Origin of the sequence: Frateuria flava (genome assembly GCF_017837635.1) — a bacterium.
GTDB classification, from domain to species: domain Bacteria; phylum Pseudomonadota; class Gammaproteobacteria; order Xanthomonadales; family Rhodanobacteraceae; genus Frateuria_A; species Frateuria_A flava.
The window spans coordinates 56,326-81,116 of sequence record NZ_JAGJRS010000013.1 but is presented as its reverse complement, the minus strand read 5'-3'; the positions used below and the strand labels follow the sequence as shown (position 1 = coordinate 81,116).

The following is a 24,791-nucleotide window of genomic DNA, read 5'->3' as shown; positions in this document are numbered from 1 at the left end:
GTGTATCCCGGTCGCGCACAGGGCGCGCTCCTATAGTGTCCGTTCGTGGCTGGGCGGCATCCGGAAGCGGACGCTTCTGACTGGCGGTCGCCCCGCGCAACCGCGATGTTGCACCGTTCCAACGGTTGGCACGCCTGTTGCCAACAGCCCTCCATGGATATCGCCAACACCTCCCTCAAGCTGCGCAAACGCCGGCAACTGCGCTGGGGCCTGTCCCTCGGCGCGCTCGCGGTCGGCGTGCTGGCGATCGTGATCGTGCGGCTCGGCCCGGCGCTGCCGGTCGCGGACCGCGCCAGCCTGTGGATCGATGCGGTGCAGCAAGGCGACATGCTGCAGGAAGTCCGTGCCACCGGCACGCTGGTGCCGCGCTCCAGTCGCTGGCTGGCGGCGGCCACCGCGGCGCAGGTGCAGCAGATCCTGGTCTGGCCCGGCGCGACGGTGAAGCCGGACACCGTGCTGATGCGGCTGGCCAATCCCGAAGTCGAGGATGCCTTGCGCAACGCACAGGCCCTGGTCGCCGCGGCCGAGGCGGAGGTGGCGGCCAAGCGCGCCGAACTGCATTCCCAGTTGCTGGACGAGCGCGCCGCGCTGGCCCAGGCCCAGTCCGACTATGCGCAGGCGCAGGTCAAGGCGCAGGCGGACGCCAAGGCGGTGCAGAAGGACCTGATCCCGCGCGTGCAGTACCAGCAGGGCCTGATCGCACTGAAGCAGCTCAAGGCGCGCATGCAGATCGAACAGGAGCGCGTGGACAGCTTCGCCGGCAGCATGAAGGCGCAGCTGGACGCGGCGCAGGCGCGCGCGCAGCAGCAGCGCAGCAACCTGGTGCTGCGCCAGCGCCAGGCCGATGCGCTCGACGTCACCGCCGGTATCGCTGGCGTGCTGCAGGAAGTGGCCGTGCAGGAAGGCGCGCGCGTCGCCGAAGGCGCCAACCTCGCGCGCGTGGCGCGGCCGGACGTGTTGATCGCGCGGCTGCAGGTGCCCGAGGTACAGGCCAAGGACGTGGCAATGGGCATGGCCGTCGGCGTGGACACGCACAACGGCATTGTCGCCGGCCGCGTGGAGCGGATCGATCCGGCGGTGCGCAACGGCAGCGTGCAGGTCGACGTGGCACTCATCGGCGCATTGCCGCCCGGTGCCCGGCCGGACCTTTCCGTCGACGGCCGCATCCGCATCGCCAGGCTCGACCACGTGTTGTCGGTCGGCCGCCCTGCGCTGGCCAGGGCCGACGGCGACCTGAGCCTGTTCCGCTTCGACCCCGCTGGCGACACGGCCACCCGGGTGCCGGTGCGCGTGGGCGCCGCCTCGGTCGACCGCGTGCAGGTACTGCGCGGCCTGAAGGCGGGCGACCGCGTCATTCTCTCCGACACCAGCCAGTGGGATGGTTATGACCGTATCCGTGTGGAATAGGCCCCTCTTCCCCCGGGAAAGGGGTCGGGAAGAGAGTCCGCCCGCAGCGGACCATGCATCCCGCCCGAACCCTCATCCGGCCCTCCGGGCCACCTTCTCCCGGAGGGAGAGGGATCATCGACAGCAAAGGCGCCGCACATGAACGCGACCACCCACGTCATCACCCTCGAAGGCATCCGCAAGATCTTCCAGACCGACGAGGTGGAAACCCACGCCCTGTCCGACGTGCACCTGACCATCGCCCGTGGCGAGTACGTCTCGATCTCCGGCCCCTCCGGCTGCGGCAAGACCACGCTGCTCTCCATCCTCGGCCTGCTCGACACCGCCAGCGACGGTCGCTACGTGCTCAACGGCCATGACGTGGCCGCGCTCAACGCGGCCGAGCGTGCGCGCATACGCAACGCGGAAATCGGCTTCATCTTCCAGGCGTTCAACCTGATCGGCGACCTGTCGGTCTATGAGAACGTCGAATTGCCGCTCACCTACCGCGGCGGCATCGGCGCCAACGAGCGCCGTGCGCGCGTGCAGGAGGCGCTCGAGCGCGTGGGCATGGCCCACCGCATGCGTCATTACCCCGCGCAGCTTTCCGGCGGCCAGCAGCAGCGCGTGGCGGTGGCGCGCGCGCTGGTCGGGCGGCCGGCGATCCTGCTTGCCGACGAACCGACCGGCAACCTCGATTCGCGCAATGGCGAGGCGGTGATGGCGCTGCTGGACGAACTGCACAGGGGCGGCGCAACCATCTGCATGGTCACCCACGACGCCCGCTACGCGGAACTGGCCCAGCGCAAGATCCGCCTGTTCGACGGCCGCGTGGTCGACGAGGAAACCTTCGACCGCCTGCGCCGCGAGGACGAGCAGCGGCTGGATGCACTGATCGGCCAGCGCATCGAGATCGACGCGTGAACACCTGGCTCGCCGAGATCGGGCGCACCTGGCGCGCCAGCCTGCGCAAGCCCGGCTTCCTGCTGCTGGCCAGTGGCGTGCTGGCGCTGGGCGTGGGGTCCAGCGTCGCGGTGTTCAGCCTGATCGACCGCGTGCTGCTACGGCCGCTGCCGTACGACCAGCCCGCGCAACTGGTGGCGGTAGGTCCGCTGGAAGACACCGGGGTCAGCGGAATCTCGCCGCAGCAATATCAACAGTTGCAGGGAATCGAGGGCGTGCGCGACATGGCGCTCTACATGCCCGGCGCGCCCTCGGTGAACATCTCCGGCCACGGCGAGCCGGTGCTCGCCTCGTCGCTGCAGATGGATCGCCACCTGCTGCCCACGCTGGGCGTGCGGCCGTTGCTCGGGCGCAACTTCACCGCGGAAGAGGACGCGCCGCACGGCCCGGCCGTCGCCCTGGTTTCCTACGGGCTCTGGCAGCGACGCTTCGGCGGCAAGGCGGCGGTCGTCGGGAGCAGCCTGCAGATCGAAGGCCTGCCGCACACGATCGTCGGCGTGTTGCCGGCACAGTTCGACGTCGATGGCGATGTGGTGCTGCCGCTGGCGATGCCGGCCAACAGCCGCTCCGACGGCACCAACTACGAAGCGATAGCACGGCTGCAGTCCCCCGCGCAGCGACAGCGCGTGGCCGCGCAGGTCGACGCTCGCCTGCGTGCGTTCTACGCCCGGTCCACGGGCACGTATGGCGACTGGTGGCGCCACCGCCATTTCGGCGCGCAGGATCTGCATGCTTTCCGCCACGTCGGCGACGGTTTCCAGCTCGCGCTGTTCATGGGCTGCGCGCTGGTCGTGCTGCTGATCGCGCTGGTCAACATGACCAACCTGATGCTGCTGCGCGCACTGTCGCGCCAGCACGACGTTGCGGTACGCGGTGCGTTGGGCGCATCGACCTGGCGACTGGCGCTGCCGGTACTGGCCGAGGGTCTGCTGGTCGGCGTGCTCGGCGCCGGGGCCGGGCTTGGCCTGGCGGCCGCGGCCCTGGCCCTGCTGCGCGGCTTCATGCCGGCCGGCTGGCAACCGGACAGCCTCTATCCGGGCGTGGCGGCCTGGCTGGTCGCCGCGGCCGTCGGTGTGCTGGGCGCGCTGCTGAGCGCCGCGGCCAGCCTGCGGCGGCGCGCGATCACCATGGACGACCTGCGCGAAGACGCCCGCAGCGGACTGGGGTGGTGCGGTGGTCGGCTGGGTCGCTCGCTGGTGATGGCGCAGGTGGCGCTGGCCACCGCGCTGCTGTGCGCTTGCGGATTGTTCGCGCACACCTTGATCGATGCCGCTCGCGTGCCGTTGGGTTACCGCACGCAGGGCATCGTCACCTTCGAACTGGCGCCGATCAAGGCGCTCTACCCGGATGCGGCGGCCGTGGCGACGTTGTCCCAGCGGCTGGTCGGGCGACTGCGCCAGGCGCCCGGCGTCGAGCTCGCGAGCGCCACGACCAACCTGCCTGGCGGCCCGTGGCGCGACCAGTTCAACCTCGGTGGCCTGCATCCACCCGGAGGCGAGGCGGACAACGCGCAGTTCCACGCGGTGGACGAGCACTACTTCGACCTGTTCGCCATCCGCCTGCGCCAGGGCCGCGCGTTCGCCGCGACCGACGTGCGCGGCGCCGAACCGGTGGCGATCGTCAACCGCACCCTCGCCGATCGCTGGTATGGCGGGCAGGCGCTGGGCCAGCTGATCCAGCGCGGCGAGGGGCCGGGCATGGTCTCCGCGCGCATCGTCGGCGTGGTGGAAGACACTTACCAACTTGGCCCGCTCGATCCGCGCTCACGCCAGCCGATCCTCTATCGTCCGCTGGCGCAGGTCAGCGAGGACGCGTTGCGCGCGTTCCGCAGCTTCGAGCCGATGCGCTTCGCGCTCGCTGTCCGCGGCGATCCCGGCAGCTACCGGCGAGCCATGCAGCAGGCGGTGGCCGACGTGGCGCCGGGCCAGCCGATGGACAACGTGCGACTAATGACCCAGGTGGTGCACTCGACCACCCGCGACACGCGCATGCAGCTTTGGCTGACCGGGCTGTTCGCGGCGCTGGCGCTCCTTCTGGCGGCGGCCGGCCTGTATGCGGTGATGGCGGTGGCCGTCGCCGCGCGTGCGCACGAATTCGGCGTGCGCCAGGCGCTGGGCGCGGCGCCCACGCGGCTGGCCTGGCTGGTGCTGCGCGGTGGCGTGGCGCAGGTGGCCATCGGCCTGGGCCTGGGCGTCACGCTGGCTCTGGTTCTCGGGGAGGCCCTGCGCATGCTGTTGCTCGCGCTGGGCCTGGATCGCGGCATGTTCGACCTGCCGGTGCTTGCCATCGTGGCCCTGGTGCTGCTGGGTATCGGCGCGCTCGCGAGCGTGCTGCCGGCCGTGCGCGCCGGCCGCGTGCCGCCGATGCGGGCCTTGCGGGGGGAATGAGATGACAACGCTCCATGGAACCGGCCGGTCGGCCGGACGGCACGCATGAACGTATGGCTCGCGGAGATCGCACGCGCCTGGCGCGCCAGCCTGCGCAAACCCGGCTTCCTGCTGCTGGCCAGTGGCGTGCTGGCGCTGGGCATCGGCGCCAGCGTGGCGGTATTCGCGCTGATCCAGCACACCTTGCTGCGGCCGTTGCCGGTGCCGCAGCCGGAGCGGCTGGTGGTGGTCGGCAAGCTTTGGCAAGGCAAGGTGGGCGGCCTCTCGCCACACGAGTTCCAGCAACTGGATGCGCTCGACGGCACGACCTCGCTGGCGCTCGAACAGGTCGGCATGGTGGCGAACATCGCCGGCAACGGAGAACCTGAGCAGGTGTCGCTGGTGCGCGCCGATCGCGCCCTGCTGCCCACGTTGGGACTGCGTCCGGTGCTGGGCCGCAACTTCACCGCGCAGGAAGACCAGCCGGGCGGACCCAAAGCCGTGTTGCTCAGCCACGGCCTGTGGCTGCGTCGCTACGGCGGCGATGCCTCGGTGATCGGCCGGCGCATGCAGGTGGAGGGCACGCCCGCCACCATCGTGGGTGTGCTGCCGGCGAGCTTCGATGCGGCCAACAGCTTCGATCTGTTCGCCGGGGGCGGCGGCATCGTGCTGCCGATCGCCTTGCCGGCGGTCAGCCACGACTACAACCAGAACGCCCACATCGCAATCGCACGCCTGGCCGATGGCGTGAGCGTGGCGGAAGTGGCCGCACAGGTCGATGCGCGCGAGCGCGCGATGTACCGCGACATGGCGATGGGCGGCGACTGGAAGCAACCGTGGTTCGGCGCCGGCAGCCTGACCGAATTGCAGCACCGCACCGCCCGGCCGGTGCTGCTGGTGTTCATCGCCAGTGCGGCACTGGTGTTGCTGATCGCATGGGTGAACCTGACCAACCTGATGCTGCTGCGCGCGCTCTCGCGCAACCACGACGGCGCCGTGCGCAGCGCGCTGGGCGCACCGGCCTTGCGACTCATGCTGCCGGCGCTGGGCGAAGGTTTGCTGGTGGGCGCGTGCGGCGCATTGGCGGGCATGGCGCTGGGGGCGGCGGGGTTGGCGGTGCTGCAATCGCTCATTCCCGCGCAATGGCTGCACGGCGATTCGGTGCGGCCCGGTCTGGCGGCGTGGGGCGTGGCCTTGGCGATGGGCCTGTTCGGGGCCTTGCTTGCCGCGCTGCTCGCGCTCTGGCGCAGTCGCGGCCGGGTCACGGTGGATCAGCTGCGCGAAGGCGGGCGCTCGGGCATCGGCGTGCACAGCGGCCGGCTCGGGCGGGTGCTGGTGATGGCCCAGGTGGCGCTGGCCGCGATCCTGCTATGCGCGGCCGGCGTGTTCATGCGGGCGCTGTACGACGCTGCGCAGACGCCGCTGGGTTTCGCCAGCGACCACATCCTCACCTTCGAACTGTCGCCGGTGAAGGGCCATCATCCGGATGCCGGCTCGACGCACGACCTGTCGCAACGACTGGTCGAGCAGCTTGCGCGGATCCCCGGCGTGACCGGGACCGCGGTGACCACCAACCTGCCGGCCAGCGACGATGGTTTCGGGCAGTTCCAGAACCAGGCGCGCACGCCGGATGGCAAGGAGATGCATGTGCAGCTCCATGGCGTCGGGCCGGGCTTCTTCGACCTGTTCTCGATCGCGCTGCACGGTGGCCGCGACTTCACCCGCAACGACGTGCGTGGCGCCGAGTTCGTCGCGATCGTCAGCAAGGATCTGGCCGATACCTATTACGACGGCCACGCGATCGGCAAGACGCTTCGCGTGGAAGGCAACGGTGAGGACAGCTGGTCCGCGCGCATCGTCGGCGTGGCCGCCCCGACCCGTCAGCTCGGCCCGCTGCAACCGAACCAGCCGGTCATCTACCTGCCGCTGGACCAGGTACCCGAACCGATACTGCAGATATTCCACAGCCTGGAGCCGTTGCGCTTCGCCCTGCGCGGGCACGGCCAACCGGCCGACTGGCGTGCCGGCATCCGCGAGGCGGTCGCCGGGATCGCGCCGGATCAGCCGGTCGCCAACGTGCGCAGCATGGACAGCATCGTGCGACAGACCACGCAAAGCGCGCGTCTGGGCCTGCTGCTGATCGGCCTGTTCGCGGCGCTGGCCTTGCTGCTCGCTGCGGCGGGCATGTATGCGGTGATGGCGGTGGCGGTCGCCGCGCGCGAGCGCGAGTTCGGCGTGCGGCTGGCGATGGGTGCGCAGCCGACGCGGCTGGTGCGGCTGGTGCTGCGCGGGGGGCTGGCGCAGGTCGCCCTGGGGCTGGTCATCGGCATGGCCGTTGCGCTGGGCCTGACCCATGCCCTTTCCATGATGCTTCTGGGCATGCTCGGACGCGCCAGCGCCTTCGATCCATGGGCCATGCTGGGGGTGTGCGTCGTGCTTGCCGCCGCCGGTCTGCTGGCCTGCCTGCTGCCGGCCTGGCGCGCCAGCCGCGTGCCGCCAATGCGTGCGTTGCGGGGGGAGTGAGCATGGTGCTTTTCAATGAAGCGCGCGAGGCATTCCGCCGGCTGTGGCGGCGACCGGGCTACAGCCTGCTGTCGCTGGGAATACTCGGGGTTGGCCTGGGGCTGACGCTGTTCCTGTTCAGCCTGGTCAACACGCTGATCATCCAGCCGCTGCCGTTGCCGCGCGCGGAGCGGCTGATGGCGTTGGGCGAGCCCACCCACAGCGGCAATGGCATCGACCCGCTGGACAGCGACCAGTACCTGGCCGTGCGCGGCCGCCTGCGCAACGTCGAAACGATAGGGGCCTATGACGGCATCGGCGTGAACGTGGACGAAGGCGGCACCGCGACGTACTACGCCGCCAGTCTGGTGACGGCCTCGATGATGCCGTTGCTGGGCATCGAGCCCGTGCTCGGGCGTACGCTCACGCCCGCGGATGATGCCCCGGGCGCGCCGCCGGTGGCACTGCTGGGCGAGGCATTGTGGCGGCACGGCTTCGGCGCCGACCCGCACATCATCGGGCGCGCCATCCGGATCAATGGCCTGTGGGCCACGGTGGTCGGCGTGGTGCCCAAGGCGGCCAGCCGCCTGCCGGTCACCCACAGCCAGGTCTGGTTGCCGCTGCGGTTGCGGCCCGGCGAGCATCGTGACCTGTGGACGGTGGCGCGACTGGCGCCGTCGAGCCAGCTGTCGCAGGCGCGGGCGGAACTCGATGCGTGGGGCGCGCGCCTGCAGGCGGCCTTGCCGACGACCGAGCGCACGCGGGGCGTGGTCATCAAGCCGTGGAAGTACGGTTTCGTGCCCGAGGACATGCGCCACTGGGTGTGGCTGATGTTCGGCGCCGCGGTGCTGGTGCTGCTGCTGGCCTGCGTCAACGTGGCCAACCTGCAACTGGTGCAGACGCTGCAGCGTCGGCACGAGTTGGCTATGCGCAGCGCCCTGGGCAGCAGTCGCGCGCGGCTGATCGGCGGGGCGCTGGTCGAAAGCCTGCTGCTGAGCCTGGCGGCGCTGGTGGTGGCACTGCCGATCGTGCATTGGGCCAACCGCTGGCTGGTCCAGGTGTATTACGCCAACGCCCCGGGCGCCGGCCCGTTGCATCAGTTCGGCATCGATGCCCGGGTGCTGGCTGCGGCCCTGGCGGCCGCCGTGCTCAGCACGGCCCTGGCCGGCGTCATTCCCGCCTGGCGAGCGTCGCGTGCCGACCTGCAGGATGCCCTGCGCGATGGCGGCAAGGGTTCGGGGGCCGGTTTCAACCGGGTGGCCAGGGCGCTGGTGATGACGGAGATCGCGCTCACCGTGGTGCTGCTGGTCGGCGCCGGCACCTTCGTACGCGCACTGGACGTCCTGCTGGCGCAGCCGGGCGTGGGGGCGACGCATGCCGATCAGGTGCTGGTCGCCAGCGTGGCGCTGCCGCCGCAAACGTATGCGGGCGACACCAGCCGCATCCACTTCTTCGACCAGGTGGTCGAGCGCCTGCGCCAGTTGCCCGGCGTGGTCGATGCCACCGCCTCGGACACGGTACCCAGCGCCTTCCGCGGCAGCCACGAGGAGGTGTCGCTGCCGGGCCAGCCGCAGCCCTCCGAGGGTTGGCCGCGGGTGCAGCTGGGCATCGTCGATGCCCACTTCCTGGACACCTACGGCGTGCGCCTGCGCGAAGGCCGCTTCTTCGATGCGCGCGACAATGCCGGTGGCCAGCGCGTGGCGGTCGTCGACGCCAAGATGGCCGCGGCGATGTGGCCGCACCAGGACGCGCTCGGCCGCAAGCTGGTGTTGTGGCCCGGCTACCCGCAGCCGCTCACGCTGACCGTGGTTGGCGTGGTCGAGTCCCTGCAACTGGACGGCATGCTGGAGAAGTCGTTGCCCGGCATGCTGCTGCCGCTGGACCAGGCGTTGCGGCAGGGGCCGCTGCACAGCGTCGGCCTGGCGGTACGCACGCGTGCCGACGCCACGGCCCTGGCGCAGCCGATGGCTGAGGCCGTTCATGCGGTCGAGCCACAGGCGGCGCTGTATCGGGTGCGCACCCAGGCCAGTGCCATGGCCGAGGGCCGCGTGAACCTCACCGTGCTCACCGGCGTGTTCGGCGCGCTCGGCCTGGTGGCCCTGCTGCTGGCCGGCGCCGGCCTGTACGGCGTGCTGTCGTTCTCCGTGGCGCAACGCACGCGTGAGATCGGCATCCGCCGCGCGATCGGTGCGGGACACGGCGCCGTGGTCCGCACCGTGGCGCGGCAGCTGGCCTGGCAACTCGGGCTGGGCCTGGGTACGGGCCTGCTGCTGGCGATGCCGTGGTCGGCGGTGCTGGCCGACCCGGGACTGCACACGCGCGCCCACGATCCGGCGGTGTTCGTGCCGGTGCTGCTGGTGGTGCTGGGGGTTTCCCTGGCGGCCGCGTTGGTACCGCTGTGGCGGGCGCTGCGCGTCGATCCGGTGGTGGCGCTGAGGTACGAGTGAGGTGAGTCGCCTCCTCGCTTTATCGTGCCGGAGATGGCTGAGGCTTCGGGGCAGGGCTCGCCTCGAAGGGCTCGTGTCGAATTCCTTTTGAAGCCCACCCGATAGGCCGTGGCGAGCCCCGGCCCGCTCCCCGGTGGGGAGAGGGAGCAAGGGTGCGGCGCTATGCTGCATCCCAAACTACAGGCGACCGCATGACCCGATCCGATCCCACCGTGTTGCTGGCCGACGACCAGCCCGACGTGCGCGAGGCGTTGCGCCTTCTGCTCAAGTCCGAAGGCCTCGCCAGCGTGGCCGCCGACGGTCCGGGCGCGGCGCTGGAGACTTTGCGCAAACGCGAATTCGCCTGCGCGCTGATCGACCTCAACTACACCCGCGACACGACCTCCGGCGAGGAGGGACTGGAGCTGCTCGCGCGCCTGCGCGAACAGGCACCGGAATTGCCGGTGGTGGTGATGACCGCCTGGGGCAACGTGCCGCTGGCGGTGGAGGCGATGCGACGCGGCGCCGCCGACTTCATCGAAAAGCCGTGGGACAACGCACGCCTGCTGCGCGTGCTGCGCGCGCAGATCGCGATTGCCGAGGGCTCGCGCCGGCAACGCCGGCTGGAGGCGGAGAACGCGCTGCTGCGCGGTTCGTCCGAGGTGATCGCCGAATCGTCTTCGATGCGACGCGTATTGGAACTCGTCGCGCGCATCGCGCCGAGCGACGCCAACGTGCTGGTGCTCGGCGAGAACGGCACCGGCAAGGGCGTGATCGCGCAGTTGCTGCACGAGCGCTCGGCGCGGGCCGCGCGTTCGCTGGTCAAGGTCAACATGGGTGGCATCGCCGAGAGCGTGTTCGAGTCGGAGATGTTCGGCCACGTGCGCGGCGCCTACACCGACGCCAAGGGCGAGCGCATAGGCCGCTTCGAACTGGCCGATGGCGGCACGCTGTTCCTGGACGAGGTCGGCAACGTGCCGGCCGCGCAGCAGCCCAAGCTGCTGCGCGTACTGGAGGACGGCGAGTTCGAGCGGCTCGGTTCCTCGCGCACGCAGAAGGTCGACGTGCGGCTGGTATCGGCCACCAACGCCGATCTCGATGCCGACGTGGCCGCCGGGCGTTTCCGCAAGGACCTGCTCTACCGCCTCAACACGCTCGAAGTCCGCCTGCCGCCTTTGCGCGAGCGCAGCGAGGACATCCTGCCGCTGGCCCGGGCCTTCCTGGTGCGCAGCGCGCAGCGCTACGGTCGCGACGACCTGCGACTGGCGCCTTCGGCCGAGCGTGCGTTGCTCGCCTGGGCCTGGCCGGGCAACGTGCGCGAACTGCAGCACCTGATGGAGCGCGCCGCACTGCTGGCCGAGCGCGACCAGGTGGACGCCGCGACGCTCAACTTCGGCACCGCCGCCCCGGCGTCGGCGGACCTGGACGGAATGACCCTGGAGCAGGCGGAAGCATGGCTGGTCGCCCGCGCGGTCGAGCGCCACGAGGGCAACCTGCAGCGTGCGGCCGACGCGCTGGGCATCACCCGCCAGTCGCTGTACCGGCGACTGGAAAAGCACGACCTGCGCGCGGCCGGCACCGATGCCGACGACTGACCCGTCGCCCGCGCGCACCGGGCGCATGCCGCGCTTCGAACGGCGCGTGCTCGGCGGCAGCCTGGTGGTGGCCGCGCCCGCGCTGCTCGCCCTGCTGCTGCTCGTGGTGCAGCCGACGCAGGAGAGCACCCTGCGCTGGACGCTGCTTGCGGGCGCCGTGGCCATCACCGTCGCGCTGGCGCGGTGGCAGTACCGTCGCGTGGTGTTCCCGCTGTACACGCTGGCCGGCTTGCTCGAAGCCCTGCGCGAGGGCGACTACAGCCTGCGCGGCGTGCAGGGCGGCGTGCTCGGCGACGTGGTCTACGACATCAATGCGCTGGCCGAGCGGCTGCAGAAGGAGCGGCTGGAGTTCGAGGAATCGGCGCATCTGCTGGGGAAGACCCTGGCCGCGCTGGACAGCGCAGTGTTCGTGTTCGACGAGCAGCATCGGCTGCGGCTGGTCAACCCCGCCGGACAACGCCTGCTCGATGCCGAGCGGCACCGCCTGTTCGGCCTGAGCGCGGCCGAACTGGGCCTCGCCGGCCTGCTGGAAGGCGCGCCGGACCGGGTGGCACTGCACACGTTCCCCGGCCGCAGCGGCCGTTTCCAGGTGCGCCATGCGGCGCTGCGAAGCGGTGGGCGCGGCGGCTGGCTGCTGGTGGTCAATGACGTCGGCAGGGTGCTGCGCGAGGAGGAGCGCGCCGCCTGGCAGCGCCTGCTGCGCGTGCTCGGGCACGAGGTGAACAATTCACTGGCGCCCATCCAGTCGATGGCCGGCACGCTGGCGACCCTGGCTGCGCGCGACCCCTTACCTGACGACTGGCGCGAGGATTTCCGCAGCGGGCTGGACGTGATCGGCAACCGCGCCGGAGCACTGGCGCGCTTCCTCACCGGGTACGGCACGCTGGCGCGGCTGCCCGTACCGCAACGCGGTCCGCTGGACGTGCGCGAGCTGGTCGGCAAGGTCGTGCGACTGCCGCTGGCGCACCCGGGCGACCGGCAGGTCACGCCGGAAGAGGGCGCGCCGCTGCTGGTCGAGGGTGATGCCGACCAACTGGAGCAGGCGCTGATCAACCTGGTGCGCAACGCGACAGAAGCGGCCACAGGCGAGGTCCGCGTGCGCTGGCGCCGGCGCGGCGAACGGGCCGTGATCGAGATCGAGGATGACGGCCCTGGGCCGCCGCCGAGCGAGAACCTGTTCATCCCGTTCTTCACCACCAAACCCGGCGGCTCGGGCATCGGCCTGGCGTTGGCACGGCAGATCGCCGAAGCGCACGATGGCGGCGTGACGCTGACCGCCCGCGACGACGGCAAGCCCGGCGCGCTGGCATGCCTGTGGCTGCCTACCCGGCCGGAAAGCGCGTCCCTGTAGGAGTGCGTCCCGTGCGCGCCTTGAGCCCTCTCCCCTCCGGGGAGAGGGCGCTAAGAGCGCGGTTCATCCATCGAGCTCGATCTAGCGCGTTGTAAATGCATCCGCCTGCGCGCGCGTTGAGCCCTCTCCCCTCCGGGGAGAGGGAGCTAAGAGCGCGGTTCATCCATCGAGCTCGATCTAGCGCGTTGTAAATGCATCCGCCTGCGCGCGCGTTGAGCCCTCTCCCCTCCGGGGAGAGGGTTGGGTGAGGGGTCGGGGCTCGCGGGGAAGTCGTCCGGTGTGCTGGAGCAAATGAGGCGCGGCCAGGGGCGGGCGATGTCGCGAGCGTGGCCCCTCACCCCAGCCCTCTCTCCGCAGGGGAGAGGGAGCTAAGAGCGCGGTTCATCCATCGAGCTCGATCTAGCGCGTTGTAAATGCATCCGCCTGCGCGCGCGTTGAGCCCTCGCCTCCCGGGGGAACCCGGCTCACCCTTCCAGCTCGCTCCAGCGCCCGTAGGCGGTGTCGAGCTCGGCCTGGAGCTTCGCGATCGTCTCGTTGGCTTGCACGATGGCGGTGCTGTCCTGCTGGAAGAACGCCGGCTCGTTCATCGCGGCGGTGCGTTCGGCAATGTCCGTTTCCAGCTGTTCGATGCGTGCCGGCAACTGCTCCAGTTCGCGCTGGTCCTTGAAACTCAGCTTGCGACGTGGCGCCGCCGTCGCGGGGGCGGGCGCAGAAGGCGCCGGAACTGCGGCGCTCTTCACCGGCGCAGGCGCCGCGGGCCGCTGGCGCAACCAGTCGCTGTAGCCGCCCACGTACTCACCGACCTGGCCCTCGCCCTCGAGCACCAGCGTGCTGGAGACCACGTTGTCCAGGAAGGCGCGGTCGTGCGAGACCAGCAGCAACGTGCCGGTGTACTCGGTCAGCAGCTCCTCGAGCAGCTCCAGCGTTTCGACGTCCAGGTCGTTGGTCGGTTCGTCCATCACCAGCAGGTTGGACGGCTGGGCGAACAGCTTGGCCAGCAGCAGGCGGTTGCGCTCGCCGCCGGAAAGACGGGTGATCGGCGCGCGTGCCCGCTCGGGCGAGAACAGGAAGTCCTGCAGGTAGCCGATGACGTGCTTGCGCTGCCCGCCGAGCTCGATGTACTCGCGGCCCTGCGCCACGTTGTCCAGCGCGTTGAGCTTCTCGTCCAGCTGCACCCGGTGCTGGTCGAAATAGGCGATCTGGATGCCGGTGCCGAGCTCGACCGTGCCACGTTCGGGCTTGAGCTCGCCCAGCATGATCTTCAGCAGCGTGCTCTTGCCGGCACCGTTGGGTCCGATGATGCCGATGCGGTCGCCGCGCATGACCGTGGTCGAGAGGTCGTCGATCAGCACGCGGCCTGCATAGGCCTGGTGCACGTGGTCGAGCTCGATGACCTTCTTGCCCGAGGCCTGTGCGCTGGCCAGCGTCATCTTCGCGTTGCCGGCGAGCTCGCGCCGCTCGGCGCGCTCGCGGCGCATCGCCTTGAGCGCGCGCACACGGCCTTCGTTGCGGGTGCGCCGGGCCTTGATGCCCTGGCGGATCCACACTTCCTCCTGCGCCAGCTTGCGGTCGAAGTGCGCGTTGGCCTGCGCCTCGGCGTGCAGGCGCTCTTCGCGCCGGCGCAGGTAGTTGTCGTAGTCGCCGGGCCAGTCGGTGAGCTGGCCGCGGTCGATCTCGACGATGCGCGTGGCCAGCGCGCGCAGGAAACTGCGGTCGTGGGTGACGAACACGATCGAGCCGTCGAAGGACTTCAGGAAGCCCTCGAGCCAGTCGATCGCCTCGATGTCCAGGTGGTTGGTCGGCTCGTCGAGCAGCAGCACGTCCGGCTTCTGCACCAGCGCCTGCGCCAGCAGCACGCGGCGCTTCATGCCGCCGGAGAGCGCGGCGAAGTCGGTTTCGCCCGGCAGCTCCAGCCGCGCGATCACCTCGTTCACCCGGCGGTCAAGATCCCAGCCCTGGCGTGCTTCGATCTCGTGTTGCACCTCGCCGAGCGCGGCGAGGTCGCCTGCAGCCAGCAAATGGTGGTAACGCGCCAGCAAGTGGCCCAGATCGCCCAGGCCTTCGGCGACCACGTCGAACACCGAGCCGGCCGTGGACTGCGGAACTTCCTGCGCCATGCGCGCCACGACCGTGCCGTTCTGCACCCTCACTTCACCGTCGTCCGGGTGCAATTCCCCGGCGATCAACTTCATCAGAGTGGATTTCCCCTCGCCATTGCGGCCGACCACGCAGACGCGTTCACCGCGCTCGATCGACAGGTCGACATCGGCAAGCAGGAGGGGGCCGCCGATGCTGAAATCGACGCGCTGCAATTGGATCAGGGACATCCGCCGATTGTAATTGATGCGCTGCTCCTGAATGCGCATGTGGCGGATGCGGCGTGCCCACGGTGTTGAACGCGCCCATGGCCGGGATGGCAGGGTGCCAAGGATCCCCATGCGCATCGCCCAGATCGCCCCGCTCTGCGAATCGGTTCCACCACGCCTGTACGGCGGGACCGAACGCATCGTCTCCTGGCTCACCGACACCCTGGTGGAACTGGGCCATGAAGTGACCCTGTTCGCCAGCGCCGATGCGCGCACCCGTGCCGAGCTGGTGGCGGTGCGCGACCAGGCGATCCGCCTGGACCCTACGCTCGCCAAGTCCGAGCTGGCGGCGCACCTTTCGATGCTGCAGGAGGTGCGCCGGCGCGCGGACGAGTTCGACGTGCTGCATTTCCACGTCGACATGCTGCATTTTCCGATGTTCGAGGACTGCGCCGGCCGTACGCTGACCACGCTGCACGGACGGCTGGACCTGAAGGACCTGGCCGAGGTGTACCGGCGCTGGCCGCACTATCCGCTGGTCTCGATCTCGCACCATCAGCGCCAGCCGCTGCATTTCGCCAACTGGGCCGGCACCGTGCACCACGGCCTGCCCGAGGACCTGCATCGCCCCCACCCGCGCCCGCGCGGCGGCTACCTTGCCTTCCTTGGTCGCATCTCGCCGGAGAAGCGCCCCGACCGCGCCATTGCGATCGCGCGCGCCAGCGGCATGCCGCTGAAGATGGCGGCCAAGGTCGACCTGGCCGACCGCGCCTATTTCCACGAGGAGATCCAGCCGCTGCTGGACGATCCGCTGGTGGAGTTCGTCGGCGAGATCGGCGATGGCGACAAGGAGGATTTTCTCGGCAATGCCGCGGCGCTGCTGTTCCCGATCGACTGGCCCGAGCCGTTCGGCCTGGTGATGATCGAGGCGATGGCCTGCAGCACGCCGGTGATCGCCTGGCACTGCGGTTCGGTGCCCGAGGTGGTCGAGGAGGGCGTCAGCGGCTTCATCGTGCAGAGCGAGGCGGAGGCGGTGGAGGCGGTGCGGCGACTACCGCAGATCGACCGGCGGCAGGTGCGCGCCTGCTTCGAACGGCGCTTCTCGGCCGAGATCATGGCAAGCAATTACGTGGATCTTTACGAACGACGCTGCCGTGTCGCGCCGGCGCTGCCGGCGTGGCCGGTAGCCTGGGAGGCGGCACGATGAGCGAAGCGACGCAAGACGACGAAACCCCTTCGGCCGGTACCTCGCGCGGGCAATATTCGCTCAAGTCCGGCGACACCTTCGTCGTCTGCGATGCCTTCGGCGACATCCGCGGCGATTCCAATGGCCTGTTCCACAACGATACGCGGCTGCTGTCCGCCTTCGCGCTCGACCTGGGCGGCAAGCCGCCTTCGCTGCTCAGCGCGGCGATCTCCCACGACAACGTGCTGTTCACCGCCAACCTGTCCAACAAGCCGCTGCCGCCGATGGGCGAGCGCGCCACGCCGCAGGGGGTGATCCACCTGCAGCGCACGCGCTTCCTGTGGGACGCGCGGATGTACGAGCGCATCGCCTGCGTGAACTACGGCGACAGCGAGGTGCAGGTCACGCTCACGCTGCATTTCGCCGCCGACTTCCGCGACATCTTCGAGGTGCGCGGCACGCCACGGCGCAAGCGCGGCACGCTGCATCCACCCAAGGTGAGCGAAAGCGCCGTCGCCCTGCGCTACGACGGCCTCGATGGTGTGGCGCGCTGTTCGGTGATCTGCCTTTCGATTCCACCGGACCGGCTGGACGGCAACACCGCCGAGCTTGCGCTGACGCTGCCACGGCTGAGCAACACCGAACTCTACGTGGAAGTCGGCCCCGATCGCGTCGAGCCCAGTCGCCAGCGCTTCCGCGCCGCCGCCGCCAAGGCGCGCCGCGCGATGCGCCGCCGCCGTGGCCACGGCGCCCGTCCACGCAGCAACGCGCGCCTGTTCAACGCATGGCTGGAACGTTCGCGCGCCGATATCGCGCTGCTGACCAGCGAGTTTCCCACCGGGCCGTACCCTTGCGCGGGCATCCCGTGGTTCGCCACGCCATTCGGGCGTGACGGCATCATCACCGCGCTGCAGTTGCTGTGGCTCGATGCCGGCCTCGCCCGGGGCGTGCTGGGCTACCTCGCCGAGCACCAGGCGCACGAGACGTCGACCTTCCGCGATTCGGCGCCGGGCAAGATCATGCATGAGACGCGCAAGAGCGAGATGGCGGAGTTGGGCGAAGTACCCTTCGGTCGCTACTACGGCGGGGTCGATACCACACCGCTGTACGTGATGCTTGCCGGCGCGTATGCCGAGCGCACCGGCGACGACGTCTTCATCGACAAGCTGTGGCCCGCGCTCACCGCCGCGATGGGCTGGATCGAACGCACCTGCGACCGCGACCCGCACGGCTTTCTCACCTACGCGCAGGGCGAGAAGGGCGGCCTGCTCAACCAGGGCTGGAAGGACAGCGAGGATTCGGTGTTCCATGCCGACGGACGCATTCCGCCGGCGCCGATCGCGCTGGTGGAAGTGCAGGGCTACGTGTATGCCGCACTCATCGCCATGGCCCGCCTGGCCGAGCGACGCGGCGACGACGAGGCGGCGGCGGGGTGGCGCCACCGTGCGCTGACCATGCGCAAGGCGATCGAAGACCTGTTCTGGGACGAGGAGATGTGCAACTACGGCATCGCCCGCGACGGCGACGACACGCTGTGCCGCGTGCGTGCGTCGAACGTCGGCCATCTGCTGTACGTGGGCCTGCCCAAGCTGTGGCGGGCGAAGAAGGTGATCCGCCAGTTCCGCTCCGCCCCGTTCGACAGCGGCTGGGGCGTGCGCACGCTGGCGATGCAGCAGGCCCGCTACAACCCGATGTCGTACCACGACGGCTCGGTATGGCCGCACGACGTGGCGATCTGCGCCGCCGGCATGGCCCACTACGGCGAGCGCGAGGACGCGGTGCGCCTGCTCGGCGAGACCTTCGAGGCGGCCGTGCACTTCGGCATGCGCCTGCCGGAGCTGTTCTGCGGCTTCCCGCGCGCCACCGGTGAGCCGCCGATCGCCTACCCGGTCGCCTGCCTGCCGCAGGCGTGGGCCGCCGGTTCGGTGTTCATGATGCTGCAGGCCTGCCTGGGCGTGACCGTCGATGGCTGCCGTGGCGAAGTGCGCATCGACCGGCCGCGGCTGCCCGAGGGCGTGGACCGGCTGACCCTGCACCGGCTCGATGTCGGCGGCGACACCATTGACCTGGGCTTCGAGCGGATCGGTTCGCGCACCGTCGCCTTCCGCGCCGGCGGCTCGGCGGACGTGCGGATCCTCGCCAAGGTCTGAGCCTCCGGGCCGCGAACCTTGGCCTGATGGAAGACCTGCACGAGCGCAGCCTGTGCGCGACTTCCAGGCTTCCCGGTCGCCTACAGGTTGCGCTCCTGCAAGGGGCTTTGCCGATCCAGGAGCCCTCGGCCTCGGCGGGCGGCCCTATCCGGCGGGATACCTGGATGCCGCGACATGTGATTTCCATGTGAAACCGGCACCATAATCCCCGCCGGGACCGGGGGATCGCATGGCAGGGCAGCTGACCGATCGCTACGTTGAAGCCAAGCGCATCGCCATGGCGGCGATGGACGTGCATGCGTCCGCGCGCGATGCGCTGATCGGCGAGCACGTGGGCAAGGACACCGAACTCGAGCGCGAGGTGCGCTGGATGCTCGAGGCGATCGAGCGCACGCATACCGCCACGCTGCCGTTTTCGCCGGCGGCCGTCCCGCCCGATCTGAGCGGCCAGCAGGCGCAGGCCACGGCCCCGCGCAACTACCGCATCCTGCGCATGCTCGGCGAGGGCGGCATGGGCATGGTCTACCTGGCCGAGCGCTGCGACGAGGGCTTCACCCAGCAGGTCGCGCTGAAGTTCCTGAATGCGTCCGCGCAGGGCTCGCCGATCCTGCACGAGCGCTTCAGCCAGGAACGCCGACTGCTGGCGCGGCTGGAACACCCCGGCATCGCGCGCCTGCTCGACGGCGGCGTCATGGATGGCGGCCAACCGTTCCTGGCGATGGAATACGTCGAAGGCCGACGCATCGACGAGTGGTGCGATGCGCACACGCTGTCGCTGAACGAACGCATCGTGCTTTTTCTGAAGGTGTGCGATGCGGTCGAGTTCGCCCATCGCAACCTGGTGATCCATCGCGACATCAAGCCGGCCAATATCCTGGTCACTGCCGATGGCGTTCCCAAGCTGCTGGATTTCGGCATCGCGCGCCTCATCGAGGAGGGCGGACAGGTGCTTGCCACCGCCACCGCGGCGCACGCGCTGACGCTGGCCTACGCCAGCCCCGAACAGATCGAGCAGCAGCCGCTGACCACGGGCGCGGACGTCTATTCGCTGGGCGTGGTGCTGTACCAGCTGATCGCCGGGCGCCGTCCCTACCAGCACCTGGTCACGCCGCACCTGTTGTCCAACGCGATCATCGGCGGCCAGGTCGAGGCGCCCAGCCGCAGTCTGCGCACGGCGCCGGCCAACCAGCGCAGGGCCTCGAAGTCGATCCCGGCCGATGTCGATGCGATCGTGCTCAAGGCGCTGCGCCGGCAGGTCAGCCAGCGCTACGCGACCGTCGCCGAATTCGCCCAGGATCTGCGCCATTACCTCGCGCATCGGCCGGTCAAGGCGCGCCGTGGCCGCCAGTGGTACCGGCTGCGCCGCTACGTCCAGCGCAACCGTTGGCCGCTGGCGGCCGCGGGGATGGTGCTGGCCGCCGTGCTGGCCGGCCTCACCGCTTCGCTGCTTGCGCTGGCGCAGACACGCCAGGCGCAGCGGCTGGCCGAGCAGCGTCAGCACGATCTCGAGCGGATGGTCGATTTCCAGCAGTCCATGTTGCAGAGCGTGGACATCGACGCGATGGGGCACGCGCTGACCCACGACGAGCGCATCCGCGTACTCGCGCGCTTCGATGCACTGGGCGCGCACGCCATCGATCGCAAGCAACTGGAGCAGGCGCTTGCCGGCATCGATGCTTCCGGATCGGCCAGCGCTGCGCTGGATACCTATGTGGTGAGCCATGCGTTGGCCCGGCTCGACCACGACTTCGCGGACTCGCCGCTGCCGGCTGCCGACATGCGCCAGTCGCTGGCCCGGGTGCTGTTGACCATCGGCAGCTATGCGCACGCGGCCGAGGAGCTGCGCACTGTGGTGAAGGTGCGGCTGCAGCGCCTGCCCGCGGGCGACAAGGCGCTGGTGTCCGCGCGCGCCGATCTGGCCGATGCGCTTTACCGCGGCGGCCAGATCGACCAGGCGGCGCAGGTCTACGACGCCGCGTTGCCGGCGGCAGCGGCCTTGTCGCCGGCCGATCCGCTGCAGGTGGCCGTGCTGTCCGGGCGGGCACGCGTGCTTGCCGCGCAGGGCCACCTCGGACAGGCACTGAACCGGCAGGAGGCGCTCTACGCCGGACTGGCGCCACGTCTTCCCGCCACCGACGAAGGCCTGCTGCGGCTGCGCCGTGATCGCGTGGAAACGCTCACCCAACTGGGCGAGCGCAGCCGCGCCCGGGCCGAACTGGAATACCTGGTGCCGCTGTACCGGCAGGCGTTCGGCGCCGAACATCCGGAAACGCTGGCCACCACGCTCACCCTGGCCCGGCTGCTGTTCTCGCAGGAAAACAAATACGAGCGCTCGCTCGCCCTGGCACAGGACGTGGCGGCGATACGCCAACGCCGCCTGGGCGCCGACCATCCGCTGACCTTGCAGGCGCGCGCGCTGGCGGCATCGAACGAGGTGCGCCTTGCGCTCGACCCGACGACCCTGGCGCAAGTGCACGCGCGCCTGGACACGATCATCCAGGCGTACCGGCGCGTGCTCGGGTCGGACAATCCGCAAACGCTCGATGCCATGACCGACATGGTGCGACTGCTGTCCAAGCAGGACCGCTACCCCGAGGCCATCGCCATGGAGCGCGAGATACTGGCCGGCCGCACCCGCACGCTCGGCCCGGACCACTTCAGCACCCTGTATGCGCGTGGCAGCCTGGCCAGTCTGCTGTGTGGCAACGGCCAGTACGTCGAGGCCAGCAAGCAGGGCGAGCAGGTGCTCGATGCGCTGCGCCGCCAGCTCGGCGAGGATCATCCGATGACGCTGGCGACCTACGACCTGATCGGCCGGATCGAGACCAGCGCCGGCCACTGGCTGCGCGCGCGCGATGCCCATGCCAGGGCGCTGGAGGGCCGCGCACGCACGCTGGGCGACACCGACGCGCACACCATCGAGAGCGCCTCGCGGCTGTACGTGGTGCTGCGCAAGCTGGACGATGCGGCCGGCGCGCGGCACGTGCTCACCACCTACCTGCAGCCGGTGATCGCGATGAAGCCCGAAACGCTCAACGCCGGCATGCGCAGCGTGCGCGAAGAGGCGATGGAGGCGGTCGACGACCGGGCGTCGCGCCTGCCTGCATCCGCGGGCGACAACTGAGCCTTCGCATCGCTCGCCGGACGCGCGGCCTCCCGAGCGCCCGAAAATCGGGCCCGCGGCCAAGCGAGCTCGACCGGATAGATTCGACACCTTGAAACAAAATCTCGCCGCAACAGCCATTTGCAGGACGAACTTCTGGCAATTCGGAGGCGCCCTGCATTAAGGTTAGTTCAACGCTACATGACGTCGTCGGCGGCGGCGGGGAACAACGGTGTGAATTCAGAATCGCTTTCGCTCAACAGGCTCGGCGCGCTGTGGATGGTCGCCCTGTTGTGGCTGGTCGCCAGCGTGGCCCATGCCGGCCAGGCGGCCATCGTGGTGGACGCCACCACCGGACGCGTGCTGGGGCAGGTCAATGCCGACGAGCAGAACTACCCGGCCTCGCTGACCAAGATGATGACGCTCTACCTCACCTTCCGTGAGCTCAAAGCCGGCCGCCTCACGCTCGAGGACAACCTGCCGGTGTCCCGCTGGGCGTCCAACCGGGAACCGAGCAAGCTCGGCCTGCGCCCGGGCCAGAACATTTCGGTGCAGGACTGCATCCTGGCGATGGTGACCAAGTCGGCCAACGACGCGGCCTCCGTGGCGGCCGAAAGCATTGGCGGTTCGGAAGCGGGCTTTGCCGACATGATGAACGCCCAGGCAGCGCTGCTCGGCATGGCCAGCACGCATTTCGACAATGCCTCGGGCCTGCCCGACCCGAAGAACTTCTCGACCGCGCGCGACCTGCTGACGCTGGCCATGGCGCTGTACCGCGACTTCCCGCAGTACGCGCACTACTTCTCGACCACCGAGTTCACGTTCCAGGGGCGTGTGGTGCACGGCCACAACCATCTGATGGAACGTTACGAGGGCATGGACGGCCTGAAGACCGGTTACATCGCCGCCTCGGGTTTCAACCTCGCTTCCACCGCCGTGCGCGATGGTCACCGCCTGTTCGCCGTCGTGCTGGGTGGTCGCACCGCGGCCAAGCGCGACCGGCTGATGGCAAGCCTGCTTGATGCCGGCTTCGAGCAGAGCGAAGCGGCGGCTGCCCTGGCTGCCACCGGCCAGCCGGCCACAGGCGTGGCCCATCGCGTGCTGGCCGCGCTTTCGCCCATCGCCAACGCCGAGGCCGATCCGGCGCCGGCGGCGGCCACGCGGCACGCCAAGCGCCATGGCAAGACGGCGACCGCGCGTCGATCCAGCCACCGCGCGAGCCATCACCGGGTCAAGCTGGCCGATCGCAAGAGCAAGCCCGCGGCCGCCAGGGGTGGCGACGACTGAGCTTGCGCCGACCGTACTGACGCACATAAAAAACCCGCGGCGAACCGCGGGTTTTTTTTTTGTCGCGCTGAAGCGCTTACTTGCGCTTGCCGCCCAGGCCGGCGTCGGCGCGCAGCGCCTCGGCCTTGTCGGTCTTCTCCCACGAGAACGCGGTGAAGGTCGAGCCGTCGGCGGCCTTCATCTCGTAGGGCTGGCGACCGAAGTGGCCGTAGCTGGCGGTCTGCTGGTACATCGGGTGGATCAGGTCGAGCATCTTGATGATGCCGTACGGACGCAGGTCGAAGTGCTTGCGGATCAGCTTTTCGATCTTCTCGTCCGGAATCTTGCCGGTGCCGAAGGTGGTCACCGAGATCGAGGTCGGCTCGGCCACGCCGATCGCGTAGGAGACCTGCACCTCGCAGCGGTCGGCCAGGCCGGCGGCCACGACGTTCTTGGCGACGTAGCGCGCCGCATACGCGGCCGAGCGGTCGACCTTGGACGGATCCTTGCCCGAGAACGCGCCACCACCGTGACGGGCCCAGCCACCGTAGGTGTCGACGATGATCTTGCGGCCGGTCAGGCCGCAGTCGCCCACCGGGCCGCCGATCACGAACTTGCCGGTCGGGTTGATATGGAACTTGGTGCCCTTGTGCAGCAGCTTGGCCGGCAGCACGGGCTTGAGGATCTCCTCGCGCACCGCCTCCACCAGATCCTTCTGCTTGATGCCCGGGTCGTGCTGCGTCGAGAGCACGACGGCGTCGATGGCGACGGCCACGTCGTTCTCGTAGCGCAGGGTCACCTGGCTCTTGGCGTCCGGACGCAGCCACGGCAGCGGCGAATTCTTCTTCTTGCGGATCTTGGCCTGCTGCTCGACCAGGCGGTGCGAGTAGTAGATCGCCGCCGGCATGAAGTCGCGCGTTTCATTGGTGGCGTAGCCGAACATCAGGCCCTGGTCGCCGGCGCCCTGTTCCTCGGGCTTCTTGCGGTCCACGCCCTGGTTGATGTCGGGCGACTGCTTGCCGATCAGGTTGAGCACGCCGCAGGTGGCGCCATCGAAACCGACCTCGGAGGAGTCATAGCCGATGTCCAGGATCACCTTGCGGGTCAGGCCCTCCAGGTCGATCCAGGCGGACGTGGTGATCTCGCCGGCGACGATCGCCACGCCGGTCTTCACCATGGTCTCGCACGCCACGCGCGCGCGCGGGTCCTGCGCAAGGATCGCGTCGAGGACGGCGTCGGAGATCTGGTCGGCGACCTTGTCGGGATGGCCTTCGGAGACCGACTCGGAGGTGAAGAGGTAGTTGCTCATCGCGGGTTATATCCTTCCTTTCGGATACAGAGATAAAGAAGCCGCGCATGATACACGCGGCGGCTACGGTTTGCAGGCCAGCGTACTACCCGGGGGGGAAGGTTTCATACCCGTTCAGGCGGCAGACGGCTGGACGGCCAAATGGGGTGCCCGGCGCCTCTCCCTCCGGGAGAAGGCTGGTATCGACGAGACGAGGACGCATGCGCCGCCGCGCGCCTGCGCCCTCTCCCCTCCGGGGGGGGAGGGCTGGGGTGAGGGGTCAGTCTTGCGACCATGGCAGCGGGTGCGAGCTTTAGAGGGAAGCACGGCCTGTATGGAAGTTTCCCGCGAGCCCCGGCCCCTCACCCAACCCTCTCCCCGGAGGGGAGAGGGTTCGTATCGGCGAGATGAGGACGCATGCGCCGCCGCGAGCCTGCTCCCTCTCCCCTCCGGGGAGAGGGCTGGGGTGAGGGGGCAACCTTGCGACCATGGCAGCGGGTGTGAGCTTTTAGAGACAAGCACGGCCTGTATGGAAGTTTCCCGCGAGCCCCGGCCCCTCACCCAACCCTCTCCCCGGAGGGGAGAGGGCTCGTATCGGCGAGATGAGGACGCATGCGCGGCCGCGAGCCTGCTCCCTCTCCCCTCCGGGGAGAGGGCTGGGGTGAGGGGTCAGTCTTGCGACCATGGGAGCGGGTGCGAGCTTTTGGAGGGAAGTACGGCCTGTATGGAAGTTTCCCGCGAGCCCCGGCCCCTCACCCAACCCTCTCCCCGGAGGGGAGAGGGCTCGTATCGGCGAGATGAGGACGCATGCGCCGCCGCGCGCCTGCGCCCTCTCCCCTCCGGGGAGAGGGCTGGGGTGAGGGGTCAGTCTTGCGACCACGGGAGCGGGTGCGAGCTATAGAG

Annotated in this window: 13 protein-coding genes; 11 read left to right on the top strand and 2 right to left on the bottom strand. The window is 69.7% G+C overall.

The window, feature by feature from the left end:
- The first annotated feature begins 153 nt into the window (after positions 1 to 153).
- The 7 genes from J7I44_RS05715 (at position 154) to J7I44_RS05685 (ending at position 12,589) form a co-directional block, all read left to right on the top strand.
- Positions 154 to 1,407 carry an efflux RND transporter periplasmic adaptor subunit gene (locus tag J7I44_RS05715; protein WP_209617197.1) on the top strand — a complete coding sequence of 418 codons (1,254 nt, stop codon included), beginning with the start codon at positions 154 to 156 and terminating at the stop codon, positions 1,405 to 1,407.
- Positions 1,408 to 1,545: 138 nt separating this feature from the next.
- Positions 1,546 to 2,310, top strand: a complete 765-nt coding sequence (locus J7I44_RS05710) for an ABC transporter ATP-binding protein (protein WP_209617193.1) — start codon at positions 1,546 to 1,548, stop codon at positions 2,308 to 2,310.
- On the top strand, positions 2,307 to 4,736 hold the full coding sequence (locus J7I44_RS05705) for an ABC transporter permease (RefSeq protein WP_209617190.1): 2,430 nt from the start codon (positions 2,307 to 2,309) through the stop codon (positions 4,734 to 4,736). Before J7I44_RS05710 ends, J7I44_RS05705 begins: the two co-directional genes overlap by 4 nt.
- A 45-nt stretch (positions 4,737 to 4,781) precedes the next feature.
- Entirely contained in the window at positions 4,782 to 7,238 is a 2,457-nt protein-coding gene (locus J7I44_RS05700) for an ADOP family duplicated permease (protein WP_209617187.1), read from the top strand.
- A 2-nt stretch (positions 7,239 to 7,240) separates the two neighbouring features.
- Positions 7,241 to 9,664, top strand: coding sequence for an ADOP family duplicated permease (locus J7I44_RS05695; protein ID WP_209617183.1), 2,424 nt, complete (start codon positions 7,241 to 7,243; stop codon positions 9,662 to 9,664).
- Between the two features lie 191 nt (positions 9,665 to 9,855).
- Positions 9,856 to 11,238 carry a sigma-54-dependent transcriptional regulator gene (locus tag J7I44_RS05690; protein ID WP_209617180.1) on the top strand — a complete coding sequence of 461 codons (1,383 nt, stop codon included), beginning with the start codon at positions 9,856 to 9,858 and terminating at the stop codon, positions 11,236 to 11,238.
- Entirely contained in the window at positions 11,225 to 12,589 is a 1,365-nt protein-coding gene (locus J7I44_RS05685) for a sensor histidine kinase (RefSeq protein WP_209617177.1), read from the top strand. The genes J7I44_RS05690 and J7I44_RS05685 overlap by 14 nt, the downstream gene beginning before the upstream one ends.
- Positions 12,590 to 13,053: 464 nt before the next feature.
- On the opposite strand, the gene J7I44_RS05680 is transcribed toward J7I44_RS05685, so the two are convergent.
- Complete coding sequence (locus tag J7I44_RS05680) at positions 13,054 to 14,916, bottom strand: ATP-binding cassette domain-containing protein (protein ID WP_209617174.1); 1,863 nt, start codon at positions 14,914 to 14,916, stop codon at positions 13,054 to 13,056.
- 109 nt (positions 14,917 to 15,025) lie between these two features.
- Here J7I44_RS05680 and J7I44_RS05675 point away from each other — a divergent pair, with 109 nt between their 5' ends.
- The 4 genes from J7I44_RS05675 to J7I44_RS05660 all read left to right on the top strand — a co-directional run bounded on the left by J7I44_RS05675 (position 15,026) and on the right by J7I44_RS05660 (position 22,621).
- A complete protein-coding gene (locus J7I44_RS05675) occupies positions 15,026 to 16,102 on the top strand; it encodes a glycosyltransferase family 4 protein (protein WP_209617171.1) in 1,077 nt (358 codons plus the stop codon).
- Complete coding sequence (locus tag J7I44_RS05670) at positions 16,099 to 18,231, top strand: amylo-alpha-1,6-glucosidase (protein WP_209617168.1); 2,133 nt, start codon at positions 16,099 to 16,101, stop codon at positions 18,229 to 18,231. Before J7I44_RS05675 ends, J7I44_RS05670 begins: the two co-directional genes overlap by 4 nt.
- 229 nt (positions 18,232 to 18,460) lie before the next feature.
- Entirely contained in the window at positions 18,461 to 21,355 is a 2,895-nt protein-coding gene (locus tag J7I44_RS05665; protein ID WP_209617164.1) for a serine/threonine-protein kinase, read from the top strand.
- 213 nt (positions 21,356 to 21,568) lie between these two features.
- Positions 21,569 to 22,621, top strand: coding sequence for a D-alanyl-D-alanine carboxypeptidase family protein (locus J7I44_RS05660; RefSeq protein WP_209617160.1), 1,053 nt, complete (start codon positions 21,569 to 21,571; stop codon positions 22,619 to 22,621).
- A gap of 76 nt (positions 22,622 to 22,697) precedes the next feature.
- On the opposite strand, the gene metK is transcribed toward J7I44_RS05660, so the two are convergent.
- Positions 22,698 to 23,909 carry a methionine adenosyltransferase gene (gene metK / locus J7I44_RS05655; RefSeq protein ID WP_209617157.1) on the bottom strand — a complete coding sequence of 404 codons (1,212 nt, stop codon included), beginning with the start codon at positions 23,907 to 23,909 and terminating at the stop codon, positions 22,698 to 22,700.
- Positions 23,910 to 24,791: the final 882 nt, after the last annotated feature.

Bases quoted from the DNA above. Each gene is read 5' to 3' on its own strand.
- J7I44_RS05715 (WP_209617197.1), top strand. From the start codon at position 154: ATGGATATCGCCAACACCTCCCTCAAGCTGCGCAAACGCCGGCAACTG.
- J7I44_RS05710 (WP_209617193.1), top strand. From the start codon at position 1,546: ATGAACGCGACCACCCACGTCATCACCCTCGAAGGCATCCGCAAGATC.
- J7I44_RS05700 (WP_209617187.1), top strand. From the start codon at position 4,782: ATGAACGTATGGCTCGCGGAGATCGCACGCGCCTGGCGCGCCAGCCTG.
- J7I44_RS05695 (WP_209617183.1), top strand. From the start codon at position 7,241: ATGGTGCTTTTCAATGAAGCGCGCGAGGCATTCCGCCGGCTGTGGCGG.
- J7I44_RS05690 (WP_209617180.1), top strand. From the start codon at position 9,856: ATGACCCGATCCGATCCCACCGTGTTGCTGGCCGACGACCAGCCCGAC.
- J7I44_RS05685 (WP_209617177.1), top strand. From the start codon at position 11,225: ATGCCGACGACTGACCCGTCGCCCGCGCGCACCGGGCGCATGCCGCGC.
- J7I44_RS05680 (WP_209617174.1), bottom strand. From the start codon at position 14,916: ATGTCCCTGATCCAATTGCAGCGCGTCGATTTCAGCATCGGCGGCCCC.
- J7I44_RS05675 (WP_209617171.1), top strand. From the start codon at position 15,026: ATGCGCATCGCCCAGATCGCCCCGCTCTGCGAATCGGTTCCACCACGC.
- J7I44_RS05670 (WP_209617168.1), top strand. From the start codon at position 16,099: ATGAGCGAAGCGACGCAAGACGACGAAACCCCTTCGGCCGGTACCTCG.
- J7I44_RS05665 (WP_209617164.1), top strand. From the start codon at position 18,461: ATGGCAGGGCAGCTGACCGATCGCTACGTTGAAGCCAAGCGCATCGCC.
- metK (WP_209617157.1), bottom strand. From the start codon at position 23,909: ATGAGCAACTACCTCTTCACCTCCGAGTCGGTCTCCGAAGGCCATCCC.